Source organism: Pseudoalteromonas sp. NCIMB 1079, from assembly GCF_040567695.1.
Classification (GTDB): domain Bacteria; phylum Pseudomonadota; class Gammaproteobacteria; order Enterobacterales; family Alteromonadaceae; genus Pseudoalteromonas; species Pseudoalteromonas distincta.
On sequence record NZ_JBEWZA010000001.1, the window covers coordinates 160,030 to 178,216 of the forward strand.

The 18,187-nt window shown below is 41.3% G+C and carries 13 protein-coding genes; 4 read left to right on the forward strand and 9 right to left on the reverse strand.

Going from position 1 to position 18,187, the window contains the following annotated elements:
* The first annotated feature begins 87 nt into the window (after nucleotides 1–87).
* Nucleotides 88–2,832, forward strand: a complete 2,745-nt coding sequence (acnA, locus tag ABX891_RS00735) for an aconitate hydratase AcnA (protein WP_354628731.1) — start codon at nucleotides 88–90, stop codon at nucleotides 2,830–2,832.
* A 120-nt stretch (nucleotides 2,833–2,952) separates the two neighbouring features.
* The gene (locus ABX891_RS00740; protein ID WP_354628732.1) at nucleotides 2,953–3,207 is read left to right on the forward strand and encodes a hypothetical protein; all 255 of its coding nucleotides are present in this window, start codon (nucleotides 2,953–2,955) and stop codon (nucleotides 3,205–3,207) included.
* Here the strand turns inward: ABX891_RS00740 and ABX891_RS00745 are convergent, their stop codons facing one another.
* The 4 genes from ABX891_RS00745 to ABX891_RS00760 form a co-directional block, all read right to left on the reverse strand.
* Complete coding sequence (locus ABX891_RS00745) at nucleotides 3,208–3,756, reverse strand: DUF4124 domain-containing protein (RefSeq protein ID WP_182674039.1); 549 nt, start codon at nucleotides 3,754–3,756, stop codon at nucleotides 3,208–3,210.
* A 145-nt stretch (nucleotides 3,757–3,901) separates the two neighbouring features.
* A complete protein-coding gene (locus ABX891_RS00750) occupies nucleotides 3,902–4,642 on the reverse strand; it encodes a phosphoadenylyl-sulfate reductase (RefSeq protein ID WP_354628733.1) in 741 nt (246 codons plus the stop codon).
* A gap of 42 nt (nucleotides 4,643–4,684) precedes the next feature.
* Nucleotides 4,685–6,382, reverse strand: coding sequence for an assimilatory sulfite reductase (NADPH) hemoprotein subunit (gene cysI, locus ABX891_RS00755; RefSeq protein WP_354628734.1), 1,698 nt, complete (start codon nucleotides 6,380–6,382; stop codon nucleotides 4,685–4,687).
* 61 nt (nucleotides 6,383–6,443) lie between these two features.
* Nucleotides 6,444–8,258 carry an assimilatory sulfite reductase (NADPH) flavoprotein subunit gene (locus tag ABX891_RS00760; protein WP_197098785.1) on the reverse strand — a complete coding sequence of 605 codons (1,815 nt, stop codon included), beginning with the start codon at nucleotides 8,256–8,258 and terminating at the stop codon, nucleotides 6,444–6,446.
* 303 nt (nucleotides 8,259–8,561) lie between these two features.
* Here ABX891_RS00760 and ABX891_RS00765 point away from each other — a divergent pair, with 303 nt between their 5' ends.
* Nucleotides 8,562–10,187 (forward strand): endonuclease, encoded by a 1,626-nt coding sequence (locus ABX891_RS00765; protein ID WP_354628735.1) that lies wholly within the window; start codon nucleotides 8,562–8,564, stop codon nucleotides 10,185–10,187.
* Nucleotides 10,188–10,274: 87 nt separating this feature from the next.
* On the opposite strand, the gene ABX891_RS00770 is transcribed toward ABX891_RS00765, so the two are convergent.
* Nucleotides 10,275–11,261, reverse strand: a complete 987-nt coding sequence (locus tag ABX891_RS00770) for an SRPBCC family protein (protein ID WP_354628736.1) — start codon at nucleotides 11,259–11,261, stop codon at nucleotides 10,275–10,277.
* 415 nt (nucleotides 11,262–11,676) lie between these two features.
* Here ABX891_RS00770 and ABX891_RS00775 point away from each other — a divergent pair, with 415 nt between their 5' ends.
* Nucleotides 11,677–13,176, forward strand: coding sequence for a DUF3360 family protein (locus ABX891_RS00775; protein WP_039488646.1), 1,500 nt, complete (start codon nucleotides 11,677–11,679; stop codon nucleotides 13,174–13,176).
* Between the two features lie 91 nt (nucleotides 13,177–13,267).
* On the opposite strand, the gene leuD is transcribed toward ABX891_RS00775, so the two are convergent.
* The 4 genes from leuD to leuA are packed head-to-tail and all read right to left on the reverse strand — an operon-like array spanning nucleotide 13,268 to nucleotide 17,954.
* Nucleotides 13,268–13,867: a 3-isopropylmalate dehydratase small subunit gene (gene leuD / locus ABX891_RS00780; protein WP_002961095.1), complete on the reverse strand. Its 600-nt coding sequence runs from the start codon at nucleotides 13,865–13,867 to the stop codon at nucleotides 13,268–13,270.
* Nucleotides 13,867–15,267: a 3-isopropylmalate dehydratase large subunit gene (leuC, locus tag ABX891_RS00785; protein ID WP_182682468.1), complete on the reverse strand. Its 1,401-nt coding sequence runs from the start codon at nucleotides 15,265–15,267 to the stop codon at nucleotides 13,867–13,869. Before leuC ends, leuD begins: the two co-directional genes overlap by 1 nt.
* A 60-nt stretch (nucleotides 15,268–15,327) precedes the next feature.
* Nucleotides 15,328–16,404, reverse strand: coding sequence for a 3-isopropylmalate dehydrogenase (gene leuB / locus ABX891_RS00790; RefSeq protein ID WP_149594425.1), 1,077 nt, complete (start codon nucleotides 16,402–16,404; stop codon nucleotides 15,328–15,330).
* Nucleotides 16,401–17,954: a 2-isopropylmalate synthase gene (gene leuA / locus ABX891_RS00795; RefSeq protein WP_002961090.1), complete on the reverse strand. Its 1,554-nt coding sequence runs from the start codon at nucleotides 17,952–17,954 to the stop codon at nucleotides 16,401–16,403. The genes leuB and leuA overlap by 4 nt, the downstream gene beginning before the upstream one ends.
* Nucleotides 17,955–18,187: the final 233 nt, after the last annotated feature.

Here is an 18,187-nt window from a genome sequence, read left to right on the forward strand (position 1 = left end):
GCTTTTTACATTGGTATGCACTTTGCAAATCAAGCACTACAGAGGTCACTCTTCAAAATATTTTTATAATTCATAAAGGGGCAAATAATGAATAATAGTTTCGATACCCAACATCAGCTCACAATAAATGGTGAGCAATATCATATTCATTCTCTAAAAGGACTTGGCGACAAAGCGAAACGATTGCCCTTTTCCTTAAAAGTACTACTTGAAAACCTTCTTCGTAACGAAGATGGCGTAAATATAAAAGAACAAGACATTCAAGCCCTTCTTAATTGGGATCCTCAAGCAAAGCCTGCATCTGAAGTTGCCTTTACTCCCGCCCGTGTTGTTATGCAAGATTTTACCGGCGTACCCGCTATTGTAGATTTAGCCGCGATGCGTGACGCAATGGAAAAGCTAGGTGGAGATCCTGCAAAAATAAACCCGTTATCGCCTGCTGAACTTGTGATTGACCATTCGGTACAAGTAGATGGCTACGGAAATGATGGTGCATTTGATTTAAATGCAAAACTTGAGTACGACCGAAATAAAGAACGTTATGAATTTTTACGTTGGGGACAAACCGCTTTTGATAATTTAAAAGTAGTGCCACCAGCAACCGGTATTGTTCACCAAGTAAACCTAGAATACTTAGCGCGCGTTGTTTTTAATGAAGAGCGCGACGGCAAAAAATTCGCTTACCCAGATACGCTTGTAGGGACTGACTCTCACACCACCATGATTAATGGCTTAGGTGTGCTTGGTTGGGGTGTAGGCGGCATTGAAGCTGAAGCAGCCATGCTTGGTCAGCCAATTAGCTTACTCATTCCACAAGTAGTAGGTATGAAGCTAAGCGGACGTTTACCTGAAGGTACTACCGCAACCGATTTAGTGTTAACAGTAACCGAAATACTGCGTAATCATGGCGTAGTGGGTAAATTTGTAGAATTTTATGGTGACGGCCTTGCCGACCTACCACTTGCCGACAGAGCAACCATAGCCAATATGGCACCAGAATACGGTGCTACGTGTGGTATTTTCCCAATTGATGATGAGACCATTAACTACCTTCGCTTAACAAACCGCGACGAAAAACACTTAAAAGTAATTGAAGATTACGCTAAGCATCAAGGCTTATGGCGTAACGATGGCGACGAAGCCAACTACACCGATACACTTGAACTTAAATTAGATGATGTTGTACCGAGCCTTGCAGGCCCTAAACGTCCACAAGATAGAATTGCCCTAAACGAAGCTGGCAAAGTTATTGGCGATCATTTAAAAGGCTTTCAGGATGAGCGTATGGCTCGTCGCGATAAAAGCGATGAAGAACAAGCTCGTATTGAAAGTGAAGGCCCAGCAACAAATCCAGACGAACCAGTTAACGAAGCGCAGTTTATGGGTGCCGCTAAGGTTAAATTTAAAGGCCAAGAGTTTGAGCTAAACGATGGCGCTTGTGTTATTGCCGCGATTACCAGCTGTACCAACACCTCTAATCCAAGTGTTATTTTAGCTGCTGGTTTGGTTGCTAAAAAAGCAAAACAGTTAGGCATTAATGTAAAACCTTGGGTTAAAACATCACTTGCTCCAGGCTCAAAAGTAGTTACCGACTACCTAGAAAAAGCTGGCCTGATGGATGACCTAGAAAGCCTAGGCTTTAACTTAGTTGGCTACGGCTGTACTACGTGTATTGGTAACTCAGGGCCACTTGCAACTGAAATATCAGACGCGATTCAAAAACATAAATTAGTAGTGAGCTCTATTTTATCGGGTAACCGTAACTTTGAAGGGCGTATTCACCAAGATGTTAAAATGAACTTTTTAGCCTCTCCTCCGCTTGTTGTAGCTTATGCCATTGCAGGTAGAACCGATATTGACGTATACAACGAACCCCTTGCTCAAGATGCTAACGGTAACGATATTTACCTTAAAAACATTTGGCCAAGCGTTAAAGAAGTAAGTGACTTAGTTAAAGAAACCGTAACTAAAGAAATGTTTGAAAAAAGCTACGCTAACGTTTACGAAGGCGATAGCCGTTGGCAGCAAATTAAAATACCGGATGGCAAACTTTACGATTGGGATGATGCATCTACCTACATTAAAAAAGCACCCTTTTTTGATGGTATGAAAGTAGAACCACCGGGAATTCCTTCTATCGAAGGTGCACGTTGTTTAGCTAAACTTGGGGATTCTGTAACCACTGACCATATTTCTCCAGCGGGTGCTATTAAAGCAGAAGCGCCAGCAGGTTTATACTTGCAAGAGAAAGGTGTAGATAAAGCGCAATTTAACTCGTACGGCTCACGCCGTGGTAATCACGAAGTAATGATGCGTGGAACGTTCGCTAATGTGCGTCTTAAAAACTTACTAGCTCCTGGTACTGAAGGCGGAGTAACACGTACTCAGCCTGGCGATACGCTAGAGAGCATTTATGATGCAGCAATGGAGTATCAAAAAAATAATACTCCACTCATTATTTTAGCGGGCAAAGAATATGGCACGGGTTCATCTCGTGACTGGGCTGCTAAAGGCTCACTTTTATTAGGCGTTAAAGCAGTTGTAGCACAAAGCTACGAACGTATTCATCGCTCTAACTTAATTGGTATGGGTGTATTACCTCTGCAATTTAAAGAAGGTGAAAGCTACGAGTCACACGGGTTAACAGGGCAAGAACAATTTGATATTGATGGCCTGTACGATAAAACCGATGAAGTCACCGTTATTGCCACAAATGCCGAAGGTAAAAAAGTAACCTTGAGTGCAGACGTACGTATTGATACCCCTAAAGAGTGGGATTACTATAAACACGGCGGCATTTTACAATATGTACTGCGTAACATGCTCGACTAACAAAGACAGTAGTTAATACATTTAAAAGCCCAGTTTAGTAATAAGCTGGGCTTTTTTATATTTGCTGTTTGTTGTCTTAAATCAATGCTAAGCATTTAAAGCGTGCCTACTGAGGTGACGATGTCGCAAATAATGATAATTAGGCTGCTTAAAACATCAATAGTGCTTGGGTTGTACCTTATCGTGACTGGCCATACGTTAATTGTGTCGAACTACTTTACCGTCGAGCATGGTATTAAAGGAATAACTATAGCGGCGGCATGCATTGCTGTAGGCGTGCTGCTGTCGCTTCCCACTAAAATATATTTAACAGTATTATTGATGGAAGCCGAAAAACGTTATTTAAAAAACCATAAAAGCACTCACTCTAAATAATTAAAGTGCACTTAAATTATTAATTTCTTTATTACGTTTTTCTAGTTTGTCTTTTACGTTTTCGGCGTCATTAAATAGCTTTTTAACCGAATCTGGGTTCAAAATACTGATCCCCTCTGGTGCAGCCGACGTTGTGTTTGGAGTTGAAGAGGTATTTAAAATAGACGTGTCTTCTGCAGCAATAACAGTAATATCTTTAGGATCGAGTTTTACTTCAATACTTTTTGCATGTGGGTTAGGTGTATCAGAAAAGTGCCATTGGCCTGTTTCGTCTTGCCACTTAAAAATTTTACCACTTGAGGTAGCATTTGCAGCAATTGGTTCATCAGAAATACTGCTCGCAATTTTATCGCCAGCTTGCTTAACGCCCAACACTGCTTGGTCCAAAGTATTGCTAGATAGCGCGACCATTTTTTCTTTAATTTGCTGAGATTCACTGCTAATTGATGATGCAGAAAGCCATGTTTGACCATCGGGCTTTTTTAAATAAAACAAAGAGATGACTGCAATAGCCATGATTGATATAGCTAAGTAGGTAAAGTATTTCATAGCGTTCCTGCTTTAATTAATCCTTTAATGCTTTGAGTCTAATAAAAAATACTTAATTAGGCAATTTTTTGTACCCTAATAAAAGAAAATAAAAACGCAGCCGAAGCTGCGTTTTTATTTGCGATTTAACTACACCGTAGTGACGTTAAATACCGTCACCATCCATGTGCAGTCCACATTCTCGGTTTAAACCAAAAAAGCGAGTTTCTTCCTCTGTCATTCCTGGTTCTAACTTACGTGTTGTATGTACGTCACCCATCGACACATAACCTTGCTCCCATAATGGGTGGTAAGGTAAATCGTGCTTAGTCAGGTATTGATACACATCGCGGTTAGACCATTCAATAATCGGGTACACTTTTACGGTACCACGGCTTATTTCTACAAACTGTTTATCAGCACGTGTAGATGATTGATCGCGGCGCAGGCCACTAAACCACGTACCGGCTTCAATCTCTTTTAGCGCGCGGGTCATCGGCTCTACCTTATTAAGCTGATTGTATTGCTTAATGCCATCTTCGCCTTGCTCCCATAGCTTACCAAATTTGGCTTCTTGCCATGCAGGGCTAAGCGGCGCTCTATACACCTTTAAGTTAAGCGATAAACGCTCACTCATTTGCTCAATAAACTGATACGTTTCAGGAAATAAATAACCTGTATCGGTTAATACAACAGGAATATCTGGGCGTTGTGAGGTCATTAAATGCAGCATCACTGCTGCTTGAATACCAAAGCTAGATGATAAAAATGCCGTATTAGGCAAGTTATCAAGCGCCCATGCAACGCGCTGTTCTGCGCTCATACTCGCTAGTAAACCATTAGCATCAGCTAACATAGCCGTTTGGCTTTGTTTATCTAACTGTAAAATGTTTTTAAATTCACTCATGGTAAATTCCAAACCTCACCAGCGCTTAGCGCTGGTATTAAATTATGCGTAAAAGTCGGTTACTGATACTTTTACTTCAGCAACAATGCCTTTGCGTATAACAAAGTCACCAAAACACTCACCGTCGTTACGCTCTTTAGCCCATTGGCCAATTAGCTTATCGAATGCTTCTAGGTAAATATCTTCGCCTACGTTCTCAAGGTACAATTTAGGAATACGTGTGCCTTCTACATTACCACCTAAGTAAACGTTGTACTTACCTGGGCCTTTACCTACTAAACCAGCTTCTGCAAGCATTGCGCGGCCACAACCGTTCGGGCAACCTACAACGCGCATAATAATGCTGTCATCGGGTATACCGTGCTTAGCAAGCAGTGCTTCAGTTTTTTCTATTAGGCTTGGTAAGTAACGCTCTGCTTCTGCCATTGCAAGTGGGCACGTTGGCAGTGAAACACACGCCATAGAATTTTTACGCTGCTGCGAATCTTTGTCATCAATTAGGCCATGGCTACGTGCAATTTCTTCAATCACGGCTTTTTGATCTGCAGGTACGCCAGCAATAATTAAGTTTTGGTTTGCCGTCATACGCATGTCACCTTGGTGAATTTCTGCAATTTTACGACAACCTGTTTTTAGTGGCTTGTCTGGGTAATCCAAAATACGACCATTTTGGATGAAGAGCGTTAAATGACTCTTTCCATCAATACCATCAACCCAACCGATGCGATCGCCTCGGTGGGTGAACTTATAAGGTCTAATCGGTTCAAACTTAACACCAATACGTTTTTCAACTTCAGCTTTAAATGTATCTGTACCAACACGATCTAGTGTGTACTTTGTTTTTGCATTTTTACGATTTTCGCGATTACCCCAATCACGTTGAACTGATAAAACATGTTCAGCAACACTCAATGTATGCTCAAGAGGTATAAAACCAAATTCGTCAGCTTTACGCGGGTAAGTTGCTGTATCGCCGTGCGTCATGGCAAGGCCGCCACCCACTAATACGTTAAAACCAACAAGCTTGCCATTATCAGCAATTGCCACAAAGTTTAAATCGTTAGCGTGAACATCAACTTCGTTATTAGGCGGAATGGTTACCGTTGTTTTAAACTTACGCGGTAAGTAGTTAGATCCTAAAATTGGCTCTTCTGTGGTTTCTGCTTTTTCGCCATCTAACCAAATTTCAGCGTATGCTTTGGTTTTTGGTAATAAATGTTCAGAAATTTTCGCAGCCCATTGATAAGCCTCTAAATGCAGTTCAGATTCAACGGGGTTGGTTGTACAAAGCACGTTACGGTTAACATCGCCCGCAGTTGCAATAGAGTCTATACCTACGCTGTTAAGCATTTGGTGCATGCCTTTAATATTCGGCTTTAATACACCATGAAACTGAAACGTTTGACGCGTAGTTAAACGAATGCTGCCGTAGCTTGTTTTTTCATCAGCAAACTTATCAATTGCTAACCACTGCTCTGGCTTAATAATACCGCCAGGCATACGTGCACGTAACATTACATTATGTAGCGGCTCTAACTTTTGCTTAGCGCGCTCACCACGTATATCACGATCATCTTGCTGGTACATGCCATGAAAACGAATTAGCTGAAAGTTATCTGCGGTAAAACCACCTGTGATTTCATCTTTTAACCCTTGAGCTATAGTGCCGCGCAAAAAGTTACTTTCACCTTTTAAGCGCTCGTTATCAGAAAGTTTTACATTTTTATCTTGTTCGCTCATTTTAAATCCTAAATTTGTTACAATTACGATAATTAGATACTAAATAAAATAGGAGGCGCGGTTAGTACACGTCTTTCTGATAGCGGTTTGCGCTACGTAAATCTTTTAAGTACTGCTCTGCGTCTTCGTTACTCTTGCCTGTATTTTCTTTAACTATATCAACCAAGGCGTTGTGTACATCTTTTGCCATGCGATTTGCATCGCCACAAATATAAAAGTGAGCGCCGGCTTCTAACCATTCAAACACGTCTTTACTGTTACTGCGTAATTTGTCTTGTACGTATACTTTTTCTGCTTGGTCACGGCTAAATGCAACATCTACTTTGTTAAGTAAACCCGATTTTAAATAACCCTGTATTTCTACTTGGTATAAAAAGTCTTGAGTGAAATGTGGGTTACCAAAGAACAACCAGTTTTTGCCTTGTGCTTCACGTGAATCACGCTCTTGTAAAAATGCACGGAACGGCGCAATACCCGTACCAGGACCAACCATAATAACAGGTGTATCATCGTTAGTTGGAAGGCGGAAATTGTCGTTGTGTTCGCTAAATACTTTAACTTTACAACCTTCTTCTGCACGACGAGTTAAGTAACCAGTACAACCACCTAAATGCTCGCTATCAAATGCATCAAACTGCACTAGACCTAGTGTTAAATGTACTTCGTCTTCAACCTCAGCTTGGCTAGATGCAATTGAGTACAAACGAGCTTGTAGTTTACGTAGGCAATCTACTAATGTTTGCGCATCAATTTTTGCTGGGTTTTGGCGAATCACATCAAATATTTGGCGAGGTTCAATATACGCACGCATTGCCGCTTTATCTTCTACAAGCTTTAATAATTCAGGCGTACCTGTTGCTGTTGCGTATTTTTCTACAAAACCTGGGTACGACTGAGTCAGCTCTAGCTTTTCAATAAGTGCATCACGTACGCTTAGCTCTTCATCACCTACTTTTACAATACTTGTTGCATCTATTTGAGTAAGTGTAAGTACTTCATCAACTAATACATCGTCATTTAAAAAGTATACACCTAATGAATCACCTGGCGTGTAAGTAATGTCAGAACCTTCAAGCGAAATTTCAACGTGGCGTACATCTTTAGTCGAGTCGCGACCGGTAATTTTTTGAACAGTTAATAGCTCTGCTTCAAATGGATTTTGTTTTGTATATTGGCTTGCTGCAGCGGTTGGAGCGCCAAATGGCATTGATACAACTTGACCACCAGCGGCTTCTTGCTGCGCTTTTAAATCAGGTTCAAATGCATCAACTGCACCGGCGATCCACGTAGCAGCTTCATCTTCGTAATCTACATCTAAATCAGCACGTTGATAGATAGTTTGTGCACCGAGTTTATTTAAACGCTCTTCAAAATCTTTTGCTGTCTGGCAGAAAAACTCATAGCTAGAATCACCTAAGCCAATAACCGCTATTTTTACATCGTCTAGTTTTGGCGCTTTTTTAGTGGCTAAAAATTCGTGGAGTGTTTCTGCGTCTTCTGGTGGCTCACCTTCGCCGTAAGTAGATACAACGATAGTTAAAAACTTTTCTTTTTTCAGGGCTGTTGGTTTGTAATCTGACATGCTAACAAGCTTAACTGCTAAGCCTCGCGACTCAGCCTGCTCTTTCATTTTGGTAGCTACACCTTTTGCGTTACCTGTTTGCGAACCATATAAAATAGTTAGCGCTGCTGCATCACCCGCAGCTGGTACGCCTGCCGTAGGAGCACCTAACGCAGCCGAATTAGCATTTGCAGCTAAGTAACCACTCACCCATGCTTGTTGAATTGGATTAAGTTCAGCCACTAAACCTTGCAGCTTTTGTACTTGATCTTGCGATAGCGGGCTTGCCGCAGCATTTAGTTGACCTAACAACATGAATCGATTCCCCATAACCCTGAAAATTAAACACAACACACTTTGTGTATTGTTAAAAATGAGTTTTACCTCATCCAGAGCGTATCTGTTGAGGTTTTCTAAGTTAGTAGCATAACGGGCTCAGCATAGATAAAAAAAGAATAGAATCTGCTTTGATATTCCATTTAGTTATTAATTTATAAAAATACCTTCAAAAACAGATTAAAGACTTATTATTGCTTTTTACTGCACTTTAAATTAACAATTTTGTAACCCAACTAATGTAGGGTATATTCTTCATTCAAAATAAAAATAGGAACAACTATGTTACACGGGAAATATAAAAATAATCTACTTAGTACCGCTTTGTTACTTGGCTCATTACCTGTAATGGCCAATGTAGCTAATGGCGGATTTGAACAATGGTCAGGTAATACACCTAGCTCTTGGAGCACTATTGATAGCGGAATCAGCTTAACGCGCTCAACTAGTACAGTTAAAAGCGGTAGTAGCTCTGCTGCTGTCAATGTAACAACAGGATCGCAAAGTAACACTGATTTACTACAACAGGTTGCTGTAGAAGCTGGTAAAACCTATAACTTTTCGGCTGATGTTTACCACACCGAAGGTAAAATTAAAGCGCGCTTATATGTAGATGGCTATCAAGGCTATTCGAATCAAGCACAAACTAACCAATGGCAAACAATTAGCCATAGCTATACAGCAAGCAGTGATAAAACAATTAGTGTTGGGCTTAGGTTTTACGATGTAAGTGGATTTGATGGCAGCGAAACCGTATACGTAGATAACTTTTTACCAAATGCTGATGGCAACGCATCAACAAGTTGCACCGACAATAGCCTTACCTTAACGCTTAACACCGATAATTACGGTAGCGAAACTAGCTGGGCCGTTAATAACAATCAAGGTAGCGCTGTTGCTAACGGCAGTGGTTACGCATCAAACACTCAGTATGATGAGCAAATATGCCTAACTGATGATACTTACACACTTGTTATTAGCGACAGCTACGGCGATGGCATGTGTTGTTCAACAGGTAATGGCAACTATGCGCTTAAGCAAGGCTCTACCACACTTGCTAGCGGTGCAAGTTTTAATAATACAGACAGCACGGCATTTACTTTAGGTAGTGGCTCTGGTGATGGCGGCGGGACCAACCCAACACCCACTGGCTACTATGTTACTGCTCAAGGGTTATCAGGTTATGCACTAAAAACTGAGCTTTATAATATTATTAAAGATCATAATGCACAGGGTTACTCAGCTATTTGGAATTTTTACGACTCATCTGCACGTGATAAATACTTTGAAAACGATAACAGCATTTTAGATATGTATAGCGAAAAACCAAACGGCTCAGATAGCTACAATTATACTGCGGTAAGTGACCAATGTGGTAACTATAGTGGAGAAGGCGGCTGTTACAACCGTGAGCATTCATTTCCTAAAAGCTGGTTTGGCGGCACTATTGAGCCAATGAACTCAGATGTGCATCATATTTACGCAACCGACGGTTATGTAAACTCAAAACGTAGTAACTTCCCATTTGGTGAAGTAGCAAGCGCTTCATTTACATCAACCAACGGTAGTAAATTAGGTTCTGCCGCAAGTTCATTAAATTACTCAGGTACTGTATTTGAGCCAATTGACGAATTTAAAGGTGACTTTGCTCGCGCTTATTTTTACATGGCAACGCGCTACGAAAATGTAATAGGCACTTGGCAAACCAAAACGACCTCAAGTAATGTAGTGCTTAATGGTTCAAGCAACCAAGTGTTTGAAAGCTGGGTTGTAGCCATGCTGCTTAACTGGCATAACAGCGATCCTGTAAGCCAAATGGAACTTGACCGTAACCAAGCAGCCTTTGAATTTCAAGGTAATCGTAACCCGTATATCGACCATCCTGAATTTGTAGAAATGATTTGGTAAAAGTTAGCAGTTAAAACAAAAGCCTTTGCAATTGCAAAGGCTTTATCTTTTAGTGTGTAATATTTTTAATAGTCACAATGGCTTAAGCTAATTATAAGAAACAGCTGCGATAAGTGACTTTTCAGCTCTGTTTTTCATCAACGTTAAAAGTGAATGATGAAAATCTTGAAATATCACCTCTCCCCATATTCGTGAATAAATACCAAAATTTGTATTGTCTTGCACGGTCGTTTTTAAAGTTAAAATTGTATTGCCGCTTTTATCTTCACTTAGCTGATAACCACCGTAAAGTGGAGAAAAGTATTCACCGCCAAGTTTTACGTGTTTATCGAGTGCGTCATCGGGAATAGCATCTGGGTCTATGTCAAATCTATAAAGCATCTGTTTATTTGGTTGCCAATCCGTAATAACTTCTTTAAATATAACCCCTTTTTGCCAAGTACTTGTGCGAACAGCGCCTATACCGCTTGCATTCATACTTGCCTTTAATGGCTTTGGTACACCAATTAATTGAGTGAGTGAAAAAGGCACTTCCTGTGGTTTTATATCACTCACATTAGCTAACTGTTGCCACACAGCATTGATGGGCGCGTTAATAGTTATTGAATTTGTTACTTCGTATGTTTTTGATAACTTTAAAAAATTAACTTCAATAGGTGAGAGCAATATAGGTAACAACGCGATTGATAATAAAGAACTATTCGCTTTTTTTATTTCACGCTTTCTAACAAAACCCGCAAGTAATCCACCAATGCTGGCAAAAAACATAAAAGCAGGCAAAGCCATAGCCACACAAATACTGCCTTCAAGTAAAGTAATTACACTTACAAATAAAAAAACAAAAATAGGCTGCCAAGCAATCGTGACCATTTGCCTTTTAGTTAATGTTTTTGAGCTCTTAAATTCAAAGTGAACACGAATATAACCAATTGCAACGGGCACTAAAAACATAAATGATATAGAGACTAGGCTACTTAAATTGTAAGTATCAAGTAGCTCTATAAACAGCCGCATAAATATGCCGTAAAGCGTACCAAGTAAAATGCCAATTGATTTAGGGGAGTTGAGTTGCATGTCTATTCTTTATTGTAATTAACAATCAGAAAGTAACAGAAGTATTATTCCACCACAAATAAAACAATATTAACGGCTCCTGCAAGCAAATAGCTTGAAATAAAACGGCTTTCACAGCCACTAAGACTAAAGGATAATAACCTGCCGTTAACACTATACTATTAAGTAAATAGTGCTCCGCCTCCTTAATAACACACTCAAGATTATGATTTGTAACAACTTTTAATCACCTTCTGTAATTTCATAACTTTTAGTGTAAAGCTGTTTTTTTATTAACTGTATTAAAAACAACCATGCACGACCTTTTGCCTATACATAGCACCCTAAAAGCTGATCTACCCTGCATGTTCAATATTCATTTGCTTTAACAAAAGCCGTATTTATTTGATTAAGCAACAATGTTGCAGGAGAACGCATGCAAACTACACCACCCGGTGATGCACCATCAAACACGCACAAGAATGCTCAAAGCTACGAGCAGCTTCACAAACCGAGTTCAGAGTTTAATACTCGCGACGAGTATCTCGAACATGAATTACAGATTATGCAGCCTAAACGCTGGCGTCCTAATTTACCGTTTAGAGATTACCGATTTGAATTTGAAGACACCATTCCTGCAATGGCGGGCACTATTGGTAAAGTCGTTATGGTGGGGGCTATTGCAGCAACATTTGCAGCGCCTCTTGGTTTAAGCGATGCCTTTGTTTTAGAAAATGTGCGCTACGAATTACTCATTGTTTCTATTTTTATCATCTTATTCTCAGGCTTTATTTTACCAACAGCCAACTTGGCTGGTACTCACGGCCCGCTTATTCCGTTAATTCCTATTGTAGTTGCAGCTGGCGGCCACCCTATGGCGTTTGGCTTACTCATTGGTGCCTTTGGTTTTATTTTGGCCATAACCAAAGGAGGAAGTATGCTCGCGCGCCTAACCAGTAAAGGTGTATGTGGCGGGCTACTCATTTATTTAGGCTTTATTGGTACTATTTCGCAGGTTAAAAAGCTGTTTGCCTGGGCTGAGGCCATTGATATGGCGCATATTGCGTTTATTGTTATTTTAGCCACCATTTTATTGTATGCGCTATTAGAGCACTTTAAAAAGCGCTGGTTAGCTGTGCCGTTAAGCTGCCTTATTGGTGGCGTGGTTGCCTTTGCTTTAGGTGCACCGTTTGAGTTTCATACAGCTCCCGGTTTACCAAATATGAACCCAGCTTACTGGTGGGGCGAAAACACGGGTTGGATGCTTGGCCTGCCAACACTTGAAAGCTTTGTGGTTGTACTACCATTTGCAGTGCTCGCCGTTGCTATGTGGTCACCTGATTTTTTAGGTCATCAAGTATTTCAAAAAATAAGCTATCCGCAACGTACTGAAAAAGTACAAATGAATATCGACGACACCATGCTGAGCGCATCGGTTAGACAAACATTTGGCTCACTTGCCGGTGGTGCTAACTTTACCTCATCGTGGGGAACCTACATTGTACCTGCCGCTATTGCTAAGCGCCCTATTCCGGCTGGCGCCATTTTAACAGCCGTATTTTGTATTATTGCTGGTTTATGGGGTTACCCTATGGATTTAGCCATTTGGCAACCTGTGCTTTGTGTAGCGCTTATTGTAGGTGTGTTTATTCCGCTACTTGAAGCTGGCATGGAAATGACGCGCGAAGGCAAAACAACGCAATCAGCCGCTATTGTGGTGTTTGCCTCAACCTTGGTTAACCCGGCTTTTGGTTGGTCGCTTACTATGTTACTTGATAACTTAGGGCTTATTGGCTGTAAAGAGCGCAGCGCTGAGTTAACTAAAATGAGCCGCTGGGTGATTCCACTTATTATGTTTGTGTTACTTACTACTGTAATGGCAATTGTAGGCATGTTACCTGGTATACCTGCGTTAATGGCTGACTTTAGGCATTAAGCCTTAGGTACTGAACCTAATATTTACCCACAAAAAAGCACGGCAATTGCCGTGCTTTTCAATACGTGATTTTACTATACAGATTAAACAATTACTGCCAAGGGCGCTCAGCTGCTAGTTGTTTTTCAAACGCATCAATCTGTGGGTTTAGTGTTTCGGTTACACCAATAAAATCAAGGCCACTTAATAAGCGCTCTTTTACGTCTTTACGAATATCAAAACTAATTGGTGCAAACTTACTGCTTGTTAATGTTTGATTTTCAAGGTCGATTTCAATGTTAATATCGTCGTGCTGCTCGCTAAGTACAAACAATTGCTCAAGCGTGTCGGCAGGTAACGCAATGGCTAACATTTGGTTATTACCACAGTTATTAAAGAAAATATCTGCAAAGCTTTCAGCTAAAATAACTTCAAAACCATATTGCTTAAGTGCCCATGGCGCGTGCTCGCGAGATGAGCCACAACCAAAGTTGTCGCGCGTTAATAATATTTGTGCGCCTTGGTAGCATGGGCGATTTAAAATAAAGTCAGGGTTTGGCTCACCGTTATCTAGGTAACGCCAATCATAAAACAAGGCAGCATCAAAACCTTCGCGGCTAGTTGATGTTAAAAACTGCTTAGGAATAATTTGGTCAGTATCTACATTGTTTTTATCAAGTGGAGCCATTAAGCCACTAAAAAATACGCTCATTATGCTTCTCCTCTAATATCAACAAAGTGACCATGTATTGCAGCGGCTGCCGCCATTGCAGGACTAACTAAATGGGTACGCCCGCCACGACCTTGGCGACCTTCAAAATTACGATTAGAAGTAGATGCACAACGCTTGCCTGCTTCTAGGCGGTCATCGTTCATCGCTAAACACATAGAACAACCTGGTTCGCGCCATTCAAAACCTGCGGCTTTAAAAATATCGGCTAAGCCTTCGTCTTCAGCTTGTTTTTTAACTAAGCCAGAGCCCGGTACAATTAACGCCTCTATGCCGGCTACAACTTGCTTGCCTTCAACAATTTTTGCCGCAGCACGTAAATCTTCAATACGGCTATTAGTGCATGAGCCAATAAATACCGTGTCTACTTTTGCGCTTGATAATTTATCGCCCGCTTTTAAGCCCATGTATTTAAGTGCGCTGCGAATGGCATCGGCTTTAATTAAATCTGGCTCTTTATCTGGATCGGGTATGCACTCATCAACACCAATTACTTGCTCTGGGCTTGTGCCCCAGGTAATTTGTGGTTGAATGTCGTCAGCATTTAGCTCAACAACTAAATCAAAGTGTGCGCCTTCGTCTGTTTTTAAGGTTTCCCAATATTCAACGGCTGCATCAAAATCTGCGCCTTTAGGTGCAAACGGACGACCTTTTAAATAATCATAAGTAATTTGGTCAGATGCAATTAAACCCGCTTTTGCACCCATTTCTATGCTCATATTACATAGCGTCATACGGGCTTCCATTGAAAGCGCTTCAATGCCTGCACCACAAAACTCTGCTACATAGCCTGTGCCACCAGCAGTACCTAACTTGCCAATTACCGCCATAATTAAATCTTTAGCCGTAACTGTTGGACGCAATACACCGTTTATTTGAATTTTTAACGATTTCGCCTTTTTTTGCTGTAGCGTTTGCGTTGCTAATACGTGCTCAACCTCAGACGTACCAATACCATGCGCTAATGCGCCAAACGCACCATGCGTAGAAGTATGGCTATCGCCACATACAATGGTTGTGCCTGGCAAAGTAATACCTTGCTCTGGGCCCATTACGTGCACAATGCCTTGGTTAATTGAGTTTAAATCGTAAAGTACAATACCAAACTCTTTACAGTTTTTATCAAGCGCCATTAATTGGTTTTTAGATACTTCGCTTGCGGCATCAAGTGATCGGCTCTTAGTCGATACGTTATGATCCATCGTTGCAAAGGTTTTTTCTGGGCAACGTACAGTACGGTTTTTTTCACGTAGACCTGCAAAAGCCTGCGGAGAAGTAACTTCATGCACTAAATGGCGGTCAATATAAAGTAAGTCGGTTTGCTCATTTATGCTGGCAACGGTGTGTGCTTGCCAAATTTTGTCGTATAACGTTTGGGCCACTTGCTAATTCCCTAATCTGTTTGAGTTGCAGCATAACGGTGCTGCAACTTTAATATGTTATTAAATGCGTGAAACGATGGCTGCTGCCACATCGCTTGTGCTGTAACCTGCATTTGGATATATATCTGGCGTGCCTACACCTGCTTCTACAGCTTCTGCTACTGCTTTTTCAATGGTGCGCGCAGCTTCGTCTTGCCCTAGCGAGTAACGTAACATTAATGCGGCACTTAAAATTTGTGCTATTGGGTTTGCAACGCCTTTACCTGCAATATCTGGTGCTGAACCGCCTGCTGGCTCGTACAACCCAAAACCCGATTGATTCAAGCTTGCCGAAGGTAATAAGCCCATTGAGCCTGTGATCATCGCGCACTCATCTGACAAAATATCGCCAAATAAGTTATCGCAAAGTAGTACGTCAAACTGGCTAGGCTGTTTAACTAACTGCATAGCGGCGTTATCTACGTAAATGTAATCTAGGCTTACTTCTGGGTAGTCTTTGCTTACTTCGGTGACTACTTCGCGCCATAATACGCTTGATGCAAGTACGTTTGCTTTATCAACAGAGGTAACATGGTTACTACGTAATTTTGCAGCTTCAAAAGCAAAGCGTGCAATACGTTCAATTTCTTTACGCGAGTATGTTTGCGTATCAAAAGCAGCTTCTTCAGCGCCTTCGCCGCTACGGCCTTTTTCGCCAAAATAAATGCCGCCGGTTAGCTCGCGCACACATAAAATATCAAAACCTTTTTCGCTAATATCAGCGCGAAGTGGTGACGCTGCACTTAATGCAGGTAATAACTGTGCAGGGCGCAGGTTACAAAACAAACCAAAGTGCTTACGAAGCGGCAATAACGATGCGCGCTCAGGCTGCTCGTTTGGTGGTAGGTTTTCCCATTTAGGGCCACCAACTGAGCCAAATAAAATAGCATCGGCGTTTTCACACGCGCTTAGCGTTTTTGGTGGTAATGCTTCACCAAATTCGTCAATAGCTGCGCCACCAATAGCATGATGCTGACGGTTCAGGGTAAAACCAAACTTATTGCTTACAGCATCAAGCACTTGCTCTGCTGCTGCCATCACTTCTGGACCAATACCGTCGCCAGCTAATACGGCAACGCTGTAGTTTGTTTTACTCATCCTGCTTTCCTTTGTTGTTTTAAATCAGACACTTTTTGTGCACGATAAATTAAGTTATAAACACGGATCATGGCGCGTACCGACGCTTCAACCACATCCGCTGCAATGCCCGCACCGTGGTAAGGTCGGCCATCGTATTTAGCTATAATATTTACTTGGCCTAATGAGCTTGCACCTTGACCTGTCGCTTCTAAGTTATATTCAATCATTTCAACGCTCATACCGGTTAAGCGCTCAATGGCTGCAAACGAAGCTTCAACTGGGCCATTACCTGTCGCGGCTTCTTGTTTAGCTTCGCCATCAATTCGCATTCCAATCGTAGAGCTTGCTACCGATTGTGAGTTAGAAGCTGAGTTAACAAATTCTAATTGGTATTTTTCGTCTTTGTCGTTAATTTGATTAAAGTAAATCATCGCCTCAAGGTCGTAATCGTATACTGTGCCTTTTTGGTCAGCCAACTCAATAAAGCTTTTATATAAGCCATCCATATCGTAATCAGATTTTTGATAGCCTAACTCTTCTAAGCGATGTTCAATAACATGGCGACCCGAACGCGAAGTCATATTTAATTGGTTACTTGGCACACCAACGCTTTCTGGCGACATAATCTCATAAGTATTTTGCGCTTTTAATACACCGTCTTGGTGAATGCCAGAACTATGCGCAAATGCGTTTTCGCCAACAATCGCTTTATTTGGTTGTACTGGCATATTACAAATTTTAGCCACTTGGCGAGATGCGCGGTAAATTTCTTCACTTTTAATATCTGTGTATACTTTTAAATGGTCTTTGCGCATTTTCATGATCATCGCCACTTCTTCAAGCGAGCAGTTACCAGCCCGCTCACCAATACCATTGATAGTACACTCAATTTGGCGTGCACCGGCTTGCACTGCAGCCACCGAGTTTGCTACTGCTAAACCTAAATCGTTGTGGCAATGCACACTTAAACGCGCTTTATCAATATTTGGCACGTTATTCATTAAATGGCGGATCATTGCGGCGTACTCATCTGGCGTTACAAAACCAACGGTATCTGGCAAGTTAATAGTTGAAGCTCCGGCGTTAATTGCCTGCTCAACAATTTTACATAAATCCCAATGCGGGGTACGACCGGCATCTTCACACGAAAATTCAACATCATCAGTATAGTTACGTGCTAATTTAATTGATTTAACAGCCATTGCCGTTGCATCGTCTAGGCTCATACGTAATTTATGTTCAAGGTGCAAAGGGCTTGTAGCAATAAAAGTATGAATACGGCTTTGCTGAGCTGTGCGAAGTGCTTCGCCACAGGCTTCAATGTCTTTGGCAACAGAGCGTGCTAAACCACAAATAATCGGACCTTTTACCTCGGTTGCAATACGTTGCACCGAGCGAAAATCAGCAGGGCTCGAAACCGGAAAACCCACTTCCATCACATCCACATTCAAGCGGCTAATTGTATGCGCTAATTGAATTTTATCATCTTCAGTAAGGCTTGCTTTAAGTGCCTGCTCACCATCACGTAAGGTGGTATCAAAAATCCATACTTTATCTTGCTCTTGCATAACTGCCCCTCATTCCTATGTTACCCAAATTTCAATTAATCCCAGCCGCGAGATAAAAAAAACCCCGCAATTGCGGGGTTTTTAGTGTTCAACTCGATGCAAACACACTAATCCCCGCTCACTGACCATAGCAGTAAGAGGTTAAGTTTTAGTGTAATTAAACGAATAATATGCATCTTGTTTTCTTGTGTGTGTGTTCAGTGAAGCCTATTTTTAACATTACAAAGCGACGG

Coding starts and splice junctions, on each gene's coding strand:
- acnA (WP_354628731.1), top strand. CDS start 88: ATGAATAATAGTTTCGATACCCAACATCAGCTCACAATAAATGGTGAG.
- ABX891_RS00740 (WP_354628732.1), top strand. CDS start 2,953: ATGTCGCAAATAATGATAATTAGGCTGCTTAAAACATCAATAGTGCTT.
- ABX891_RS00745 (WP_182674039.1), bottom strand. CDS start 3,756: ATGAAATACTTTACCTACTTAGCTATATCAATCATGGCTATTGCAGTC.
- ABX891_RS00750 (WP_354628733.1), bottom strand. CDS start 4,642: ATGAGTGAATTTAAAAACATTTTACAGTTAGATAAACAAAGCCAAACG.
- cysI (WP_354628734.1), bottom strand. CDS start 6,382: ATGAGCGAACAAGATAAAAATGTAAAACTTTCTGATAACGAGCGCTTA.
- ABX891_RS00760 (WP_197098785.1), bottom strand. CDS start 8,258: ATGTTGTTAGGTCAACTAAATGCTGCGGCAAGCCCGCTATCGCAAGAT.
- ABX891_RS00765 (WP_354628735.1), top strand. CDS start 8,562: ATGTTACACGGGAAATATAAAAATAATCTACTTAGTACCGCTTTGTTA.
- ABX891_RS00770 (WP_354628736.1), bottom strand. CDS start 11,261: ATGCAACTCAACTCCCCTAAATCAATTGGCATTTTACTTGGTACGCTT.
- ABX891_RS00775 (WP_039488646.1), top strand. CDS start 11,677: ATGCAAACTACACCACCCGGTGATGCACCATCAAACACGCACAAGAAT.
- leuD (WP_002961095.1), bottom strand. CDS start 13,867: ATGAGCGTATTTTTTAGTGGCTTAATGGCTCCACTTGATAAAAACAAT.
- leuB (WP_149594425.1), bottom strand. CDS start 16,404: ATGAGTAAAACAAACTACAGCGTTGCCGTATTAGCTGGCGACGGTATT.
- leuA (WP_002961090.1), bottom strand. CDS start 17,954: ATGCAAGAGCAAGATAAAGTATGGATTTTTGATACCACCTTACGTGAT.